Genomic DNA, 17,585 nt, shown 5'->3' with positions numbered 1-17,585 from the left:
AGTGTGTTGACCCACTGCTAATGGTAACCTTAGTCACACTTTGTCGCAATTCTTTGCGTGTCTTCATGTTGTATTGGTTGAACTGATGCTGCGGATCTCACGTATCCTTTGTTAATATTTGCGACAAACAACTCAATGAGAGCCGACAATGAATAATTTAACCGAATTTGAAAAATATGTAATTGAACAAAAAGGTACAGAACGGCCTTTCAGCGGTGAATATGTTGATCATGATGCGCAAGGCGTTTATTTATGTAAAAAGTGCCATGCACCTCTCTATAACAGTGAACATAAATTTAATGCACATTGTGGCTGGCCTGCATTTGATGATGAAATCGAGGGCGCAGTAGAACATACTCCTGATGCTGATGGTCATCGAACCGAAATCACCTGTGCACAATGTGGCGGTCATTTAGGTCATGTGTTTGAAGGCGAACATTTAACGGATAATAATGTTCGTCATTGTGTTAATTCAGTATCGATGATTTTTAAATCCCGTGATGAGTTAGCGGAATCAAGTTCGGCGGTAGCTTCTTTCCAAAAGGCCACTTTTGGCGCTGGGTGCTTTTGGTGTGTTGAGGCTATTTTTGCTCAACTTAATGGCGTGCTAAGTGTTAAATCAGGTTATTGTGGCGGTGAAGCAAAAGATGCAAATTATGACGCAGTGTGTTCTGGTAAAACAGCTCATGCAGAAGTGGTTCATATTGAATTTGACCCTGCGGTTATTCAATTTGACACCTTACTTAGCGTACTATTTGAAAGCCACGATCCGACCACACTTAATCAACAGGGTAATGATAAAGGGCCACAGTATCGTTCAGCTATTTTTGCCCATAATAGTGAACAAGTAGATGCTGCAAACCGATTTATTCATGCGTTAACTGAACAACAACTTTGGCCTAGGCCGATAGTGACCGAAATCAGTGCGTTTGACACATTTTATCCTGCTGAAAATTATCATGATGACTACTTTGCAAAGCATGGTGAACAACCTTATTGCCAATTAGTGGTTAAGCCTAAATTTGATAAAGTCATGAGTAAGTTTGCAGATAAGCGTAAAGTGTAAACTAAATTTTTTGCTCTTTTATTAGGGCTAAGCATAATAAAAAAGGGGTGATTGAATATTCAATCACCCTTTTTTTTATATCAATTCCATTAATTATGTGCTCAATCAGAGCCTCTCAGGTTTTCCAGTTTGAGGCGCATTGTTGAAAGAATGGTTGTTCCCTTGTAAAACAATGCAACAAAGAAATGGAAAGCCTGAGTAACTCCCGCTGAATGACCAGATAATTATTGGAATTTGTATTATGTCCGTTTAGTCTAATTTATCGTCGGCCACTTTGTTGTGCAGATCTTCAATAAGGTACATTTCAACCAAATCAAGTGCTTTAGGAGTAGGGCTTTACAATCTTGGCTTAAGTGACGTAAATGCAGACGTTTCCCCGCAACCACATAACGTTCAGCTAAAGTATCGATAGCCTCTAATGTTGAATGATCTGCCACTCGTGAATTTTGAAAATCAATAATCACATCTTAGTTATTATTTTCAGCATCAAATAATTCAAGGAAATTAGCCACTGAGCCAAAGAATAATGGCCCATTTAAGCGATATATTGTCCAGCCATTTGTGTCTTCACTTATCTCTACGTTGATGTGTTTTGCATGTTGCCATGCAAACACCAAAGCAGATACGATAACACCAACAAACACAGCAAAAGCCAGATCGGTAAATGCCGCTTCACCGTGTTCAATCACTAATGACACCATGACTACTGCCATAGCACCTGTAGCGCCGGAAATCATCCCCGGTCGTCCACCAATGCGGTGATTAAACCCATAATGAAGGCTGCGTATAGTCCTACCATGGGTTCAACATGGGCTACGAATGCAAAGGCAACAGCTTCAGGGATAAGGGCGAGTATCACGGTTAATCCAGATAAGATATCGATTTTACTACTTGTTTAATGGCGAATGAGATCGAACATTTAACCTCTGGTTTTGTATGTAAGTTAATAAAAAGGATGTTTGCTTTAACACAAAAAATTAACCGTTGAATGATAATGACATCGATTCAATGACACTAAATGTTAAGTTTTATATTAATATTTCCAATAAAAAAGCCATGCTTAGCATGGCTTTTTTATTAATGGGGCGAAGTTAGCCCTTTATTAAGGTTACTCTCCAGGGCGAGTCATATCAGCAGATGCACTGTTATTCTTCGCTACTTTCGGAGCCTTGCTGTCAGTCGCTTGAGCTTCGTAAGTACGTCCTTGAGGTACTGCTTTCTGCTCACGGACATCGACTGTAGGTTTAGTCATGTCAGATGACACCATAGAACCAAAGCGACTTACCTTTACAGGGGCTTTGGTTGATGGCGCTGCTTCAGTAGAAACCGTCTCTGCTATTGTCGCCGCGACTTCTTTTACGACTTCAGGTTTAGCTTGACGCACAATTGCAGCAGGCTTAGCCATTGGCGCAGAGGAATTGGCCGCAACCGATTTATCTTGCTTGCTAGTTAACGCTGCGGTTTTTTCAGTTTCAATAGATGTTGTTTCAGTCACTGTCGCTACCGGTGCTTGTTTAGCTTCAACATCAACCGTTGTTTTAGCAACTTCTACTTCAGCTTTAAGTTCAGGGGCCTCAGGTGCTTTTACTGCTTGAGGAGCCACCTTTATTTCTACTGGCGTTTCAGTTGTTTCAACATTAACCGCTACAGCATCAGCTTTGTTAGCTTCTGTCTCTACGGCTTCAACTGGCTTAGTAACGGGTTCAACAGGTGTATTAACGACTTCAGCAATTGCTTCACCTTCAATATCTGGAGTCTTCGCTTGAGCTCTAGCTTGTTCAGCGTCTAATTGCTTTTCTAGCTCATCATTAGGTGTGAAAACGGCTGGTTGAGTAGAGCCCGTTTCATCATCACGACGACGGCGTTGACCTGCTGCACGCAAGTGACGCGGGCTACGACGGCTACGACGTTGACCTTCACGCCCTTCAGCTTCGCTGTCTGATGTTGCATCGTCAGCGCTTGAACTTGACTCATCAGTTTCAGCTGCAACGTCAGTGCTAGCAACTACCGTTTCAGTGACAGTATCAACATCTGCTTGAGTTGTTTCTGTTTTTACTTCAACGATATTAGTGGTGTCAGCTTCAACGGGTGCAGTAATGGTAACATTTGTTACTTCAGCTACTGGATCAGTTGTTTGCTCTGTTCCATTTTCTGCTGGCGCTTCAACCGCCTGTTCAGTCTTCTCTTTACGAGGTTGACGACGACTGCGTGGAGCTCTAGTTTCTGATGTTTTTTCTTCAGCTACTTTTGACTCTACCGCTTTAGGTTCTGATGTCATTACCTCAACTGATTGCTCAGTTGATTTATTATCATTAACATCGGTTGTTGGTAATGTTTCACTCTGTTCGCTTTCAATTCGCACTTTACGACGTAAATTACGACGCTGGCGACGCTCACGAGCAGCTTCTTGTTTTGGAGATTTTTCCGTAGCAACTTTAGACTCTGTTACTTTAGCCTCTGTTGCTTTGGTTTCATTGACAGGCAATGGCTTGTCAACTTTCTCTGTTCTCGGTTTGTTTTTGGCGTTGTCATCTTGAACCGTATTTCTGCTATTACGTTCATTACGCTTATTCTGAGGACGAGCTTCTGTGCTGTCTTTTGATTTATCGCTGTCATTTCGCTGACGACGACTATCATTGCGTTTGTCATTACGGTTAGTGCTGTCGTTACGAGTGTCATTACGACGGGTATTACGACGGGTGTTAGTTTGAGCCGTTTCTTTCGTTGGTTCAGCTGCTTTGGTATCTTTGGCCTCAGCTTCATTACCTGAAAATAAGGCGCTAATTGCTGAGATCATTCGAGTGAATAATCCTGGCTGATTAGACGTTGCCACCGGAGCGACATTTGCAGGTATTGCTTTTACTGTATCTTCAGCTGCTTTTTGTGGAGCAGTAAAGCCTTTTAATGCAGGTTCAGGAGACGCTGCACGCTCAAGCTTACGAGGCTCATACAATTTGGCGACGGGTTGTTCTACTCGTTTATAGCTAGATTCACTGACTTCATCATCACTCTTACGACGTACAACGCGGTAATCAGGTGTTTGCATGTGTGCATCTGGGATGATGTAAACTTCAACTTCGTGACGTTCTTCGGTAATACGAATTGCTTTACGTTTCTCGTTTAATAAGAACGCAGCAACATCAACCGGTACAATCGCTTCGATTTGTGTAGTGTTCTCTTTAATGGCTTCTTCTTCCATTAAACGTAAAATCGATAGCGCTAATGATTCAGTACTGCGAATAGTGCCTTGGCCATGACAACGTGGACACAAGTGAGCTGCTGATTCTTCTAACGATGGACGCAGACGCTGACGCGACATTTCCATTAAACCAAAGCGAGAAATACGACCTAATTGCACACGAGCACGGTCATGGTGTACTGCATCACGTAAACGGTTTTCTACTTCACGTTGATGACGAACAGGTGTCATATCGATAAAGTCGATAACCACTAAACCGCCTAAGTCACGTAGACGTAATTGACGAGCAATTTCATCCGCAGCTTCAAGGTTAGTGTTGAGTGCTGTTTCTTCAATATCGCCGCCTTTAGTTGCACGGGCTGAGTTGATATCGATCGACGTTAATGCTTCTGTCGGGTCAATAACAATTGATCCGCCTGAAGGCAAACGCACTTCACGTTGGAACGCTGACTCGATTTGAGACTCAATTTGAAAGTGAGTAAACAACGGTACTTCAGAATCATATAGTTTTACACGTTCTACAAAATCGGGGCGAACTAAACCAATGTGCAATTTAGCTTCTTCGAAAATACGTGGGTGATCGATAAGGATCTCACCCACATCGCGACGTAAGTAGTCACGAATAGCGCGAACAATCACGTTGCTTTCTTGATGAATTAAGAATGGCGCGGCTTTACTTTGAGCAGCTTCTTGAATAGCGTCCCAATGATGTTGTAGTACTTTTAAGTCCCACTTTAGCTCTGTTGATTCTTTGCCTACACCAGCAGTTCGCACAATCAAGCCCATACCATTAGGTACTTCTAGCTCAGCCATTGCTTCTTTGAGTTCGGTACGTTCATCACCTTCGATGCGACGAGAAATACCGCCAGCACGAGGGTTATTTGGCATTAATACTAAATAAGAGCCAGCAAGACTAATAAAGGTAGTTAGTGCAGCGCCTTTGTTGCCACGTTCTTCTTTATCGATTTGAACGATGACTTCTTGGCCTTCTTGTACCACTTCTTTAATGTTTGGGCGTCCTTGGAATGAATAACCTTTAGGGAAGTATTCGCGACCAATTTCTTTGAGGGGTAAAAAACCATGACGATCTGCACCGTAATCAACGAATGCGGCTTCAAGTGACGGTTCTACTCGAGTGATTTTACCTTTATAGATATTTGATTTTTTCTGTTCGTGACCTGGACTTTCAATGTCTAAATCATACAGTTCTTGCCCATCAACTAGGGCTACGCGCAACTCTTCTGATTGAGTTGCATTAATTAACATACGTTTCATGATGACGTGATTCTTCTAAATGAGGTCATCAAACAACACGATTTTTTCTGCATTACGGGCCTGAATTAATCGGTATAACCTCACGGCTAGATCCAGGCAATTAGGTGCTCATTACTGTAAAACGCAGTCACTGCGTGTCGCATCCTATTTATGGCTTATTTTCTAATGTTTACAAAAACAAGGAATTGGTTGACTAACAACCAACCCCATAAATTATGGTATTTTAATCCGTTAATGCCCAAGTCGAATCGGTTTGTTTGATAACAAGCTAAAATGTTGTTCGAATTTGGGGCGATTTACTACAGTTAAATTGAAATCTTTATTCAAAACTTACGGTTTAATTGCACAAACGGTTTTTGTCGTTTTTTAATTAATACAATTTGCAAATCAATGAGTTGCTACCGATTAGGTTCATTTTTTTAACTGCTAGTGTTTCGCATTTGGTCAAAGTTGTGAACACTTTATCCACTGTTTACTCTCAACCTGTGGGCAAATATAGCAACAAACGTTATTTTCAGCAATCAAAAGCCTATATTCTTTCATGTATTTATTTCAAGTCTGATGCGGCAATAGCCAATCATTTGCAAGATAAGGTACACTATTAGGGTTACCACTATATGGCGCATCATGAATACTGAAACTACCCCCCAAGTTGAATACGTGACTATCGACGAAGATCATTTTGAACAACGAATCGATAATTTTCTGCTAACTAAATTAAAAGGTGTTCCTAAAAGCATGATCTATCGGATTGTGCGCAAAGGGGAAGTGCGGGTAAATAAAAAACGCATCAAGCCTGAATACAAATTACAAATTGGTGACATCGTAAGAGTACCGCCTGTTCGTGTTGCCGAAAAAGACAATCGCAAGGCACCATCTCCTAATTTATCCAGAGTGTCACAGCTTGAAGATCGTATTATCCATGAAGATAATCATCTTATCGTGTTAAACAAGCCTGCTGGTATTGCTGTGCATGGTGGCAGCGGTGTCGATTATGGTGTGATTGAAGGATTACGCTCACTGCGACCACAGCAAAAGTTTTTAGAGCTAGTGCATCGATTAGATAAAGATACCTCGGGTGTGCTGCTTGTGGCTAAGAAGCGAAGTGCACTAAAGCATTTACATGAGCAATTGCGCAGTAAAACCATGCAAAAAGATTATTTAGCGTTGGTGCGTGGTGAATGGCAAGCAAGTGATAAAGTGGTTAAAGCACCGCTATTAAAAATTACCTTAAAGTCGGGCGAGAGAATCGTTCGGGTTAACAAAGAGGGTAAAGAGTCAGAAACCCGCTATAAGATCATGCAGCGTTACCAAGGGTGTACTTTAGTTAAGGCGAGTCCTGTTACAGGGCGAACCCATCAAATACGAGTACATTGTCAGTATGCAGGCCACGCAATTGCTTGTGATGATAAATACAGCGAGCAACAATTTGACGACAGCATGCGTGCTTTAGGGTTAGACCGTCTGTTTTTACACGCGGCTGAACTTAAATTCACTCATCCAGAAAATGATGAAATCATGCAAGTTAAAGCGCCTTTAGATCCAGTGTTATTGAGCACTCTTGATAAATTGAAGAGAGTATAACACCCACAGATATGTGCAAATGAAGTAGGGCATGATATTGAACATTAAAGATAAAGCTTATGAACTAGTCATTTTCGATTGGGATGGCACGCTAATGGATACCGTAGGTAAAATAGTGTCTTGTATGCAAGATGTAGCACAAGAATTAATTTTACCTATACCCTCTGAGCAACAAATTAGAGATGTCATAGGCTTATCTTTACCTAAAATCATGCCGATTTTATTTGTTGGTCACCAAAACAATCAACAGATTATTGATTGTTATCGACGTCATCATTTTGCCAATGAGCAGCCTACACCTCTATTTGAGGGGGTAGAGTCGCTCATTATTAATCTACATGCGGCTGGTTATCAATTAGCTGTGGCGACGGGTAAAGGACGAGATGGTCTAGACAAGGTATTAGCATTAACAGGCTTAGGACAGTATTTTCATGCGACGCGTTGCGCTGATGACGCTAAGAGCAAGCCAGATCCTGAGATGCTGCATTCATTATTGAGACATTTTGATGTTGCTGCCGATAGAGCCGTCATGATTGGTGATTCGATTCATGATTTAACCATGGCCAATAATGCTGGCATGGCGAGTATCGGTGTGAGTTACGGCGCACATAATGAAGCTAGATTGAAAACGTTAAATCCACGCGCGATTGTCGACCAACCATCGGCGATACATGACTATGTTTAATTATTGTGGGTGATGTATTGCCAGATGTGTAATGCAGCGTCGAATATAAGTGTTCGATGCTGCATAGCATACGCTTTATATGTTGCTTAGCTTATCTCGGTGTTACACCTGTTATCGTTCCCACATCAAGCGCAAACACCATTACCTTCATCAATGCACCTTTTTAGATTCGGTATCGACCTTATATTCGATATTAGTATTCGATATTAGTATTCGTTGATTGAGCATTCTGCTGCTGTACTAAGAACATCTACACCGTGTTGTGAGAGTAAATCAATCAGCTTAATTAATGGTAGTCCAATTAAGCTATTTGGGTCGTCACCTTCTAAACGGCTAAATAAGGCAATGCCTAACCCTTCGCATTTAAAACTCCCCGCGCAATATAGTGGCTGCTCTGCATCGACGTAATAGCGAATTTGCGCAGCAGATAAGTGTTTAAAATGAACCGTAAACGGTTCAACACAAGATATCATTTGTTGATTGGCACTATTGAATACAGCAAGACCTGTATAAAAAGTAATTGCTTGACCAGATGCTGAGCTTAATTGAGCTATCGCATTGTCTACAGTATAAGGCTTACCGATAATTTGACCGTTAATCAGCGCGACTTGATCGGAACCAATAATTAATTGCGGCACAGATGTTTGATCAATTAAGTTCGCGCCTGCTAATGCTTTTTGCTCGGCTAAGCGCTTAACCAATGCTAATGCTGTCTCATCTTTTAATGGGGTTTCATCAATATCTGGGTTAACACAACTAAAAGGCAGCATTAATTTTTGCAATAGTTGTTGACGAAAAGGTGAGGTTGACGCAAGTACAAGATTGAATTTCATTGGTTTTGTTTCATTATTTATTGGCTAATAACAGAATATTAGTCAGTTTACTGTATTCATCTATGCAAATGGATCATTTTTCTCGAGTAATGCTTGTGTGATGGGGTTGGGTTCGGTAAAATTTACCAACTTTCAAATTCAATGCCGGATTTAAAGAGTACCTAAAGTTCCTTGTTAGGTGAGGTTACCGTATTTTTACGGAAATTTTCTTTGACTCCAGCGTTTTCAAACTATAATATGCGCGCCTTATGCAAACAGTAAAGATACCGGTTTCAATTGATCCTATACGCGCTGCCTCTAGCGGCCTTCGATATGAAGGTACCATTTTAGGTAAGCAACTTAAGCGATTAAGCGAGTTATGTGCCGGCGACTGTTCCGACGTAGTTGTGTCGTTGGAATGTGGCGTCGATTTACAGGGGATAGTCTACCTTCGCGGGAAGGCTGTGACGGAGCTCACTCTGCTATGTCAACGTTGCATGACACAATTTACTACTGAGGTTACGGTCGACTTTTGTTTTAGTCCTTGTAAGACTGAGGCAGAAATCGATGAGCTCCCGGATGCGTATGATCCAATTGAGTGTAATGAGATTGGTGAAGTACGTCTGCATCAATTGATTGAAGATGAATTGATAGTCGCTATGCCTATCATCCCGATGCACGATGATAATAGTTGTAAGTCTGGATCGAAAGATATAGTTGTAGGCGAGATCGAACCCGCTCATGAGGAGCGTCCAAATCCGTTTGCAGTGTTAGAAAAACTGAAGAGCAAGTAATCGTAGGAGACAGGTCCAATGGCTGTACAACAGAATAAAAAATCACGTTCAAAGCGCGGCATGCGTCGTTCACATGATTCATTGAGCACTGCTCAATTATCAGTAGACGCAACTAGCGGTGAATTACATCTACGTCACAACGTGACTGCTGATGGTTTTTACCGCGGTAAAAAGGTTATCAACAAGTAATTTGTTGATTATCTGATGACAAATCTGACGCTTGCGTTAGATGCGATGGGGGGCGATCACGGCCCCCACGTGACAGTGCCTGCAGCGATGCAGGCACTGAAATTTCATACCTCTTTAAATATTATTTTGGTTGGTAATAAAACCGAAATAGAAAAATACCTTCCCCAAGCTCACTCAGCTGATTTATCCAGAATTGAAATAATCCACACTACTGAAGTCGTGACAATGTGCGATAGGCCCATTCATGCTTTGCGTTCACGTAAAAACAGTTCTATGAGAATAGCGCTTGAACTGGTACGTGACGGAAAAGCCGAGGCCTGCGTTAGCGCTGGTAATACTGGTGCGTTGATGGCGATGGCTAAGGTGCTATTAAAAACATTACCGGGTATTGATAGACCCGCACTGGTTTCTTGTTTACCTGCAATGACTGGCAAGCCCGTTTATCTGCTGGATTTAGGGGCTAATGTATCTTGTGATTCCGAGACCTTATTCCAGTTTGCTATTATGGGGTCTGTCTTATGTGAAGCTGTCCATAAGAAATCCCGTCCCAAAGTCGCTTTGCTTAATGTCGGTATTGAAGCCATTAAGGGGAACGACCAGGTTCAACAGGCCGGACAAATTTTACAACACACCGAACAAGTTAATTATATCGGCTTTGTTGAAGGCGATGAAATTTACACTGGTAATGTGGATGTCATTGTTTGTGATGGCTTTGTCGGTAATATCACCTTAAAGACTTCTGAAGGCATCGCAAAACTGTTAGTACATCAATTAAAACGCGGCTTAAATGACGGTTTTTTTGTTCGTTTACTCTCCAAACTCATCGCTCCACGCATACAAGCAGTACTCAGTAAGATGAACCCCGACCACTATAACGGTGCAAGTCTGATAGGATTGCGCGGAATAGTAGTAAAGAGTCATGGTAACGCGGATGAAGCTGCATTTTTACAAGCATTAAATTTAGCAGCAACAGAAGCAAAACGTCGTCTTCCTGAAATGATTAAAGATCGTTTGGAGTCGATTCTTTTAGACATCAATAGCTGATCTCATATATGCACACAAAAATTCTCGGAACAGGTAGCTATCTACCTGTGCAAGTTCGTAGCAATCAAGATCTCGAAAAAATGGTTGAAACCAGTGACCAATGGATTGTTGACCGAACCGGTATTTCTGAACGGCGCATTGCTGCATCAGATGAATCGGTTTCAACAATGGGTTATCAAGCGGCACTAAAAGCGCTTGAAATGGCAGGGATCGAAGCAAGCGATCTTGATATGATTGTTTGTGGAACCACCAGTGCATCAAACGCATTTCCTGCAGCTGCATGCGAAATTCAAGCCTTATTAGGCGTCAAAAATATCCCTGCCTTTGATATTGCTGCCGCGTGTTCTGGATTTATTTATGCACTATCGGTTGCGGATCAATTCGTAAAAACGGGTTCTGCTAAAAAAGTACTGGTTATAGGTTCTGACGTATTGTCACGGATGTGCGATCCTGCTGATCGCTCTACCGTCATTTTATTTGGCGATGGTGCCGGCGCCGCGATTATTGGTGTTAGTGATACTCCCGGTATCATTGCGACGCATATCTATGCTGATGGCAGCCAAGGGGATTTATTAAAATGCTCTTTCCCTCCTCGTGCTAATGAAAGTTCTGAAGCCGTTGGTTTTATGACGATGAAAGGCAACGATGTGTTTAAAGTTGCGGTTACGCAGTTGTCTAATGTGGTCACCGAAACCTTACGTCTTAATAATGTCGATAAATCAGAAATTGACTGGCTAGTGCCACATCAAGCTAATTTCCGCATTATTAATGCCACGGCTAAAAAGTTGCACATGAGTCTAGATAAAGTCGTGCTGACTTTAGCGAGACACGGTAATACTTCTGCCGCATCGGTGCCTATCGCATTAGATGAAGCGGTGCGTGATGGTCGAATTCAGCGTGGACATTTATTACTACTCGAAGCATTTGGCGGTGGTTTTGCTTGGGGCAGTGCTTTAGTTCGTTTTTAATTTTCAAATTAATTTTATACAGGTAAGCGTTTATGGAAAATGTTGCTTTTGTATTTCCTGGCCAAGGTTCACAGGCTGTAGGAATGTTAGCTGAATTAGCTCAATCTAACGATGTTATCGAAAAAACCTTTGCTGAAGCGAGTGAAGCGTTAGGTTATGATTTATGGGATCTTGTTGCCAATGGTCCAGCTGAGACCTTGAATGAAACAGATAAAACTCAGCCTGCATTGCTTACGGCAAGCGTAGCTATTTGGCGTGCATATCAAGCATCTAACAAGCCCATGCCTTCTTTATTAGCAGGTCACAGCCTTGGAGAGTATTCTGCTTTAGTTTGCGCAGGTGTGATTGAATTTATTGATGCAGTTAAATTAGTTGAACTACGCGGAAAGTTAATGCAACAAGCTGTGCCAGCAGGTTCTGGTGCCATGTTTGCCATTATTGGTCTTGATGATGCTGCTATTGCTAAAGCATGCGCAGAGTCTGCTGAAGGTAGCGTGGTAAGCCCTGTTAACTACAATAGCCCAGGTCAAGTTGTGATAGCCGGTGAGAAAGCGGCTGTTGAACGCGCTGCAGCTGCATGTAAAGCTGCAGGGGCAAAAATGACAGTAGCATTACCTGTGAGTGTACCGTCACATTGTGCACTAATGAAGCCAGCCGCTGATGAACTCGCTAAAGCGTTAATTGAAGTGACATTCTCAGAGCCTACCATTAATGTCGTCAACAATGTTGATGTGGCCATGCCGACAGATTCACAGGCAATTAAAGATGCATTAGTGCGTCAGTTATATTGCCCAGTGCGTTGGAGCGAGTCTGTTGAATTTATGGCGACACAAGGTGTTACAAAATTAATAGAGTGTGGACCGGGTAAAGTATTAACCGGTTTAACAAAAAGAATTAATAAATCGATATCCGCTCAAGCGGTCAATGATGTTGCTTCATTTGCAGCATTAGTCGAATAAAGGAGTTGATATGAGCTTTAGCATTAATTTAGACGGTAAAGTTGCTTTAGTGACAGGCGCTAGTCGCGGTATTGGGCGTGCAATTGCTGAATCATTGGTACAAGCTGGCGCGATGGTTATCGGTACGGCAACCAGTGAAAAAGGTGCAGCGGCGATTCAAGCATACCTAGGTGACAAAGGCTTTGGGATGGTGTTAAATGTCACTGACTCTCAATCTGTTGCTGATTTATATAGCCAGATCAAAGAAAAAGCAGGTGAAGTTGATATTCTTATCAACAATGCGGGTATTACCCGTGATAATTTATTAATGCGGATGAAAGATGATGAGTGGCAAGATATTATTGACACTAATTTGACTTCATTATTTAAATTGTCTAAACCAGTAATGCGATCTATGATGAAAAAACGTTTCGGACGTATTATCAGTATCGGTTCTGTAGTAGGTACAATGGGCAACGCTGGCCAAGTAAATTACTCGGCAGCTAAAGCTGGTTTGATCGGATTTACAAAATCTCTTGCAAGAGAGGTTGCATCTCGTCAAATAACAGTGAATGCTATTGCACCTGGATTTATTCAGACAGACATGACAGATGAGCTGACAGTTGAGCAGCAACAAGCTATTATGTCGCAAGTTCCGATGGAACGATTAGGGCAAGCACAAGAAATTGCCAATGCAGTATTGTTTTTGGCCTCGGATTCAGCCGCTTACATCACAGGCGAAACATTGCATGTGAATGGCGGTATGTACATGGTTTAAGGGCGATAGGTAGGTAACTACCTTCATTTGAGTCAGTGTTAGTGACAATTCAATGTTAATTTTTGTGGTTAGACCACAAAATCTAAGCTTGCATTGTTATCTAATTCGAATAAACTACTCGCAATCTTACGCAAGTGCGTAATTTGAATAGGAAAGAAAACTAATGAGCAACATCGAAGAACGTGTAAAGAAAATCATCATCGAACAACTTGGCGTTAAAGAAGAAGACGTTAAATCAGCTGCTTCTTTTGTAGACGATTTAGGCGCTGATTCTCTAGACACTGTTGAATTGGTTATGGCTCTAGAAGAAGAGTTTGATACCGAGATCCCTGACGAAGAAGCTGAAAAGATCACTACTGTTCAAGCAGCGATCGATTACGTTTCTAAGAATCAGTAATCAAGAATTCACAAAAACAGGCGGCATTTATGCCGCCTGTTTTTGTTTAAAGCATTTGTAAACGCTCGTTCCATTTAATTGCATTAGAACATCCCTCCTTATACTTCTTTAGCTAAATCGCAATAATGGCATCGTGGCAGATTTTATTTAAAGGTGAATATCATGTCTAAACGTCGTGTCGTCATCACAGGTCTTGGTCTTGTGACTCCTGTGGGTAATGATGTCGAGTCTACTTGGAATGCCTTATTGGCTGGTAAGAGTGGTATAGCTCCAATCACAAAGTTTGATTCTAGTGAATTTGGTACTCGTTTCAGTGGCTCTGTGAAAGATTTTGACGTCGAACAATACCTAACCAAAAAAGATGCTCGTAAAATGGATTTATTTATCCAATACGGCATGGCTGCGGGTATTCAAGCAGTAAAAGATTCAGGCTTAGATATGAGCCAAGAAAATCCAGCTCGTATAGGTACTGCTATTGGTTCTGGTATGGGTGGTATGTGGTTAATTGAACAAGGCCATTCTGCATTATTAAATGGTGGACCACGTAAAGTGTCGCCATTTTTTGTGCCAAGCACCATTATCAATATGATAGCCGGAAACTTGTCGATTATGTATGGCATGACAGGTCCTAATTTTGCTGTGACTACAGCCTGTACAACGGGTGTACACAATATTGGTTTTGCAGCACGTACCATTGCTTACGGTGATGCTGATGTGATGGTGGCTGGTGGCGCAGAAGATGTTACTAGCCCATTAGGCGTTGCAGGTTTTAGTGCTGCTAAAGCATTATCGACTCGTAATGACAATCCAACAGCAGCAAGTCGCCCTTGGGACAAAGACCGTGATGGCTTTGTTATTGGCGATGGCGCCGGTGTTATTGTGATGGAAGAGTATGAACGAGCTAAAGCTCGTGGTGCTAAAATTTACGGTGAGTTAGTTGGTTTTGGTATGAGCGGCGATGCATTTCACATGACATCACCTCCAAGTGATGGTGCTGGTGCCGCAGCGGCAATGGTTAACGCCATTAATGATGCCCAAATTGACAAAGAGCTTGTGGGTTACATCAATGCACATGGCACCTCAACTCATGCGGGTGATAAAGCAGAAGCTGCAGCAGTTAAATCGGTGTTTGGACCACATGCCTACGAGGTACTTGTAAGTTCAACTAAATCAATGACTGGACATTTGTTGGGCGCAGCTGGCGCTGTTGAAGCCATTATTACTTTGCTTGCACTGCGTGATCAGCACGTACCGCCAACAATCAACTTAGATAACCCAGACGAAGGTTGCGATTTAGATTTTGTTGCCCACACTTCACGTCGTCATCAGTTTGACTATGCCTTATGTAATTCATTTGGTTTTGGTGGCACGAACGGTTCGTTACTGTTTAAGAGAATTTAATCGAGTTAATGCCAATAAGGGAAGATGAAAATCTTCCCTTTTTTATTTATTTGGTTTGTTTTTTTGTCACATTAGTATTTATCAATTCCCGCTAAATGATGATTTAGCGTAGACTGACAAGTAATGACATATATCTAATAGGATCTATTATGGCCGGTAAAGATAGACAACTTACATTACGTTTTTTGGCCGAACCTGCAGACGTCAATTTTGGCGGTAAGGTTCACGGCGGTGCAGTAATGAAATGGATCGATTTAGCCGCTTATGCAGCAGCAGCAGGCTGGAGCGGTAAATATTGTATTACTGTGTATGCTGGCGGCATTCGATTTGTTAAGCCTATCCATGTGGGTAATATTGTTGAAGTGACTGGTAAAGTTATTTATACCGGTACAACGTCTATGCATATTGCGATTGATGTAAAGGCGGGCGATCCTAAAGAGTCTGAACGTCATCTGACGACACACTGTATCGTTATCATGGTAGCCGTTGATGATGAAGGTCATCCCACATCGGTTCCTGAGTGGATACCAGCTACTGCCGATGATGTTCGCTTACGTGATAGTGCATTGAGACTAATGGATATGCGTAAGCGTATCGGTGCCGAAATGGAAGCTCACGTTAAACCTTCAGTTGAATAAATAAGGGGAAATCATGGCCAAGGTAGCATTTATTGGTTTAGGCGTTATGGGGTTCCCGATGGCGGGACATTTGGTTAAACAGGGTCATGACGTTACTGTGTATAACCGTACAGGGGCTAAAGCGGCTCAGTGGGTTGAACAATATGGTGGTAAGAAGGCCGATACACCAAAAGATGCCGCCAAAGGCCAAGACATTGTTTTTACCTGTGTGGGTAATGATGATGACTTACGTCAGGTCGTACTAGGTGAGCAAGGTGTTGTTCATGGTATGCATGCAGGTGCTATTTTGGTTGACCATACTACGGCTTCTGCTGATGTCGCGCGTGAAATTGCTGCGCACATAGAGCCACTTCAGATTGCCTTTTTAGATGCGCCTGTATCTGGTGGTCAAGCTGGAGCAGAAAATGGTGCGTTAACCGTGATGATGGGTGGCGAACAGACTCATTTTGATACCGTTAAACCTGTTATTGCGGCATACAGCCGCTGCGCTGAACTGTTAGGGCCAGTTGGTTCTGGGCAGTTGACTAAAATGGTTAATCAAATTTGTATTGCTGGTGTAGTGCAAGGTCTAGCTGAGGGACTTCATTTTGCTAAGAGTGCGGGCTTAGATGGCTTAAAAGTGATTGAAGTGATCAGCAAAGGTGCGGCACAAAGCTGGCAGATGGAAAATCGCTATCAAACTATGTGGCAAGGTCAATATGATTTCGGGTTTGCTATCGATTGGATGCGCAAAGATTTGGGTATTGCATTAGACGAAGCTCGTCGTAATGGTAGCCATTTACCGGTGGCCGCATTAGTTGATCAGTTTTATTCAGAAGTTCAAGCAATGAAAGGTAATCGCTGGGATACCTCTAGCTTACTTGCCCGCTTAGAAAAGTCGCGCAGTTAATATCATCACATATTGGTTGTAACATATTATTGCGAGAATGTAGCCCCAATATAGATTGGGGCTTTTTTATTGGCTACAAATCCACAAACATTAGCCTTTGCTTTATTAGCTGCTTTCTGATCTTAAGTTGATTTATTGACTAAAAACCATCGAGTTACATGATATAGCGCACATCTTCATCTAATTATCGCTGCTATTATTGTTTAATCTAAATTAATTTTGCTTAAAGTGGATTGATTAACTACGTTTATATTGTCAGTCAATTTGAGATTGTTTATAAATTTTTTGATAAACGGTCTATAAACAAAGTTGTTAAATAACCCTTAAGCAAAGTGTCGTGCTGCAGTGTGATGATCCGTGTCAGATAAAAGAATGCGGACACACACTAAAATTGGAGGAATGAATAGTGAGCAATAAACTACTGAGTGCATTGTTTGCGGCTGGTTTCGCGGTAATGATGATGTCTTCTGCATCATTTGCTGCTGATGAGACCCTCGCAGAGTTTCACGTTGAAATGGGTGGCTGTGAAAACTGTCACGCTGATGGCGAACCATCAAAAGATGGCGCTTATGAATTTGAACAATGTCAAAGTTGCCATGGTACACTTGCCGAAATGGATGATAACCATAAGCCGCATGATGGTATTTTAATGTGCGCAGATTGTCATGCACCACATGAAGCTAAAGTAGGCGAAATGCCAACATGTGATACATGCCACGATGATGGCCGTGTTGCTAAATAAAGTATTTTAGTAGCTGAAAAATACCGACGTAATGTCGGTATTTTGTTTTAATATCCCCATCATTCTTTACGATCTTCCGCATAAAGTGCACTAGTCAATTGAATCAATTTGTATACAAACTTGCTCTTATTAGATGATGCAGCGAATTTTAGTCAGTCTAATAAAATATCTCACCCTCGTGTATTA

At 41.9% G+C, this 17,585-nt stretch carries 16 protein-coding genes and 1 pseudogene; 14 read left to right on the top strand and 3 right to left on the bottom strand.

Annotation, left to right across the window (positions count from 1 at the left end; translation table 11 throughout):
• Positions 1–148: 148 nt before the first annotated feature.
• A complete protein-coding gene (locus tag GUY17_RS12935; RefSeq protein WP_162023385.1) occupies positions 149–1,066 on the top strand; it encodes a bifunctional methionine sulfoxide reductase B/A protein in 918 nt (305 codons plus the stop codon).
• A gap of 249 nt (positions 1,067–1,315) precedes the next feature.
• Here the strand turns inward: GUY17_RS12935 and GUY17_RS12930 are convergent.
• Both GUY17_RS12930 and rne read right to left on the bottom strand, forming a co-directional pair.
• A pseudogene (locus GUY17_RS12930) lies at positions 1,316–1,949 on the bottom strand (SulP family inorganic anion transporter).
• 225 nt (positions 1,950–2,174) lie between these two features.
• A complete protein-coding gene (gene rne, locus GUY17_RS12925; RefSeq protein WP_162023384.1) occupies positions 2,175–5,540 on the bottom strand; it encodes a ribonuclease E in 3,366 nt (1,121 codons plus the stop codon).
• 627 nt (positions 5,541–6,167) lie between these two features.
• Between rne and rluC the strand changes: the two genes are divergently transcribed.
• Both rluC and GUY17_RS12915 read left to right on the top strand, forming a co-directional pair.
• The gene (gene rluC / locus GUY17_RS12920; RefSeq protein WP_011636963.1) at positions 6,168–7,124 is read left to right on the top strand and encodes a 23S rRNA pseudouridine(955/2504/2580) synthase RluC; all 957 of its coding nucleotides are present in this window, start codon (positions 6,168–6,170) and stop codon (positions 7,122–7,124) included.
• Between the two features lie 31 nt (positions 7,125–7,155).
• On the top strand, positions 7,156–7,809 hold the full coding sequence (locus tag GUY17_RS12915; RefSeq protein ID WP_162023383.1) for an HAD-IIIA family hydrolase: 654 nt from the start codon (positions 7,156–7,158) through the stop codon (positions 7,807–7,809).
• Between the two features lie 206 nt (positions 7,810–8,015).
• Here the strand turns inward: GUY17_RS12915 and GUY17_RS12910 are convergent, their stop codons facing one another.
• A complete protein-coding gene (locus GUY17_RS12910; RefSeq protein WP_162023382.1) occupies positions 8,016–8,642 on the bottom strand; it encodes a nucleoside triphosphate pyrophosphatase in 627 nt (208 codons plus the stop codon).
• 248 nt (positions 8,643–8,890) lie between these two features.
• Between GUY17_RS12910 and yceD the strand changes: the two genes are divergently transcribed.
• From yceD to GUY17_RS12855, 11 genes are all read left to right on the top strand, one after another.
• Positions 8,891–9,415, top strand: coding sequence for a 23S rRNA accumulation protein YceD (gene yceD, locus GUY17_RS12905; RefSeq protein WP_101086810.1), 525 nt, complete (start codon positions 8,891–8,893; stop codon positions 9,413–9,415).
• 18 nt (positions 9,416–9,433) lie between these two features.
• Entirely contained in the window at positions 9,434–9,604 is a 171-nt protein-coding gene (gene rpmF / locus GUY17_RS12900; protein WP_011636967.1) for a 50S ribosomal protein L32, read from the top strand.
• Positions 9,605–9,619: 15 nt separating this feature from the next.
• Positions 9,620–10,648 (top strand): phosphate acyltransferase PlsX, encoded by a 1,029-nt coding sequence (gene plsX / locus GUY17_RS12895; protein WP_101086811.1) that lies wholly within the window; start codon positions 9,620–9,622, stop codon positions 10,646–10,648.
• An 8-nt stretch (positions 10,649–10,656) separates the two neighbouring features.
• The gene (locus GUY17_RS12890; protein WP_011636969.1) at positions 10,657–11,616 is read left to right on the top strand and encodes a beta-ketoacyl-ACP synthase III; all 960 of its coding nucleotides are present in this window, start codon (positions 10,657–10,659) and stop codon (positions 11,614–11,616) included.
• A 32-nt stretch (positions 11,617–11,648) separates the two neighbouring features.
• Complete coding sequence (gene fabD / locus GUY17_RS12885) at positions 11,649–12,575, top strand: ACP S-malonyltransferase (RefSeq protein ID WP_162023381.1); 927 nt, start codon at positions 11,649–11,651, stop codon at positions 12,573–12,575.
• A 10-nt stretch (positions 12,576–12,585) separates the two neighbouring features.
• Positions 12,586–13,332, top strand: coding sequence for a 3-oxoacyl-ACP reductase FabG (gene fabG, locus GUY17_RS12880; RefSeq protein WP_011636971.1), 747 nt, complete (start codon positions 12,586–12,588; stop codon positions 13,330–13,332).
• Positions 13,333–13,495: 163 nt separating this feature from the next.
• Entirely contained in the window at positions 13,496–13,729 is a 234-nt protein-coding gene (gene acpP / locus GUY17_RS12875; RefSeq protein WP_011496723.1) for an acyl carrier protein, read from the top strand.
• A gap of 162 nt (positions 13,730–13,891) precedes the next feature.
• Positions 13,892–15,130, top strand: a complete 1,239-nt coding sequence (gene fabF, locus GUY17_RS12870) for a beta-ketoacyl-ACP synthase II (protein ID WP_162023380.1) — start codon at positions 13,892–13,894, stop codon at positions 15,128–15,130.
• Positions 15,131–15,279: 149 nt separating this feature from the next.
• The gene (locus GUY17_RS12865; RefSeq protein WP_011636973.1) at positions 15,280–15,768 is read left to right on the top strand and encodes an acyl-CoA thioesterase; all 489 of its coding nucleotides are present in this window, start codon (positions 15,280–15,282) and stop codon (positions 15,766–15,768) included.
• Positions 15,769–15,781: 13 nt separating this feature from the next.
• Positions 15,782–16,657 carry an NAD(P)-dependent oxidoreductase gene (locus tag GUY17_RS12860; protein ID WP_101086815.1) on the top strand — a complete coding sequence of 292 codons (876 nt, stop codon included), beginning with the start codon at positions 15,782–15,784 and terminating at the stop codon, positions 16,655–16,657.
• A 406-nt stretch (positions 16,658–17,063) separates the two neighbouring features.
• Entirely contained in the window at positions 17,064–17,399 is a 336-nt protein-coding gene (locus GUY17_RS12855) for a cytochrome c3 family protein (protein ID WP_101086816.1), read from the top strand.
• The last annotated feature ends 186 nt before the right edge of the window (positions 17,400–17,585 follow it).

Origin of the sequence: Shewanella sp. Arc9-LZ, assembly GCF_010092445.1 — a bacterium.
Taxonomy (GTDB): Bacteria; Pseudomonadota; Gammaproteobacteria; order Enterobacterales; family Shewanellaceae; genus Shewanella.
Note: the sequence above shows the minus strand (reverse complement) of the source record. Positions and strands in the feature narration are given on the sequence as shown.

Excerpts from the sequence above, each read along its gene's own strand:
- GUY17_RS12935 (WP_162023385.1), top strand. The coding sequence starts at position 149 with ATGAATAATTTAACCGAATTTGAAAAATATGTAATTGAACAAAAAGGT.
- rne (WP_162023384.1), bottom strand. The coding sequence starts at position 5,540 with ATGAAACGTATGTTAATTAATGCAACTCAATCAGAAGAGTTGCGCGTA.
- rluC (WP_011636963.1), top strand. The coding sequence starts at position 6,168 with ATGAATACTGAAACTACCCCCCAAGTTGAATACGTGACTATCGACGAA.
- GUY17_RS12915 (WP_162023383.1), top strand. The coding sequence starts at position 7,156 with ATGATATTGAACATTAAAGATAAAGCTTATGAACTAGTCATTTTCGAT.
- GUY17_RS12910 (WP_162023382.1), bottom strand. The coding sequence starts at position 8,642 with ATGAAATTCAATCTTGTACTTGCGTCAACCTCACCTTTTCGTCAACAA.
- yceD (WP_101086810.1), top strand. The coding sequence starts at position 8,891 with ATGCAAACAGTAAAGATACCGGTTTCAATTGATCCTATACGCGCTGCC.
- rpmF (WP_011636967.1), top strand. The coding sequence starts at position 9,434 with ATGGCTGTACAACAGAATAAAAAATCACGTTCAAAGCGCGGCATGCGT.
- plsX (WP_101086811.1), top strand. The coding sequence starts at position 9,620 with ATGACAAATCTGACGCTTGCGTTAGATGCGATGGGGGGCGATCACGGC.
- GUY17_RS12890 (WP_011636969.1), top strand. The coding sequence starts at position 10,657 with ATGCACACAAAAATTCTCGGAACAGGTAGCTATCTACCTGTGCAAGTT.
- fabD (WP_162023381.1), top strand. The coding sequence starts at position 11,649 with ATGGAAAATGTTGCTTTTGTATTTCCTGGCCAAGGTTCACAGGCTGTA.
- fabG (WP_011636971.1), top strand. The coding sequence starts at position 12,586 with ATGAGCTTTAGCATTAATTTAGACGGTAAAGTTGCTTTAGTGACAGGC.
- acpP (WP_011496723.1), top strand. The coding sequence starts at position 13,496 with ATGAGCAACATCGAAGAACGTGTAAAGAAAATCATCATCGAACAACTT.
- fabF (WP_162023380.1), top strand. The coding sequence starts at position 13,892 with ATGTCTAAACGTCGTGTCGTCATCACAGGTCTTGGTCTTGTGACTCCT.
- GUY17_RS12865 (WP_011636973.1), top strand. The coding sequence starts at position 15,280 with ATGGCCGGTAAAGATAGACAACTTACATTACGTTTTTTGGCCGAACCT.
- GUY17_RS12860 (WP_101086815.1), top strand. The coding sequence starts at position 15,782 with ATGGCCAAGGTAGCATTTATTGGTTTAGGCGTTATGGGGTTCCCGATG.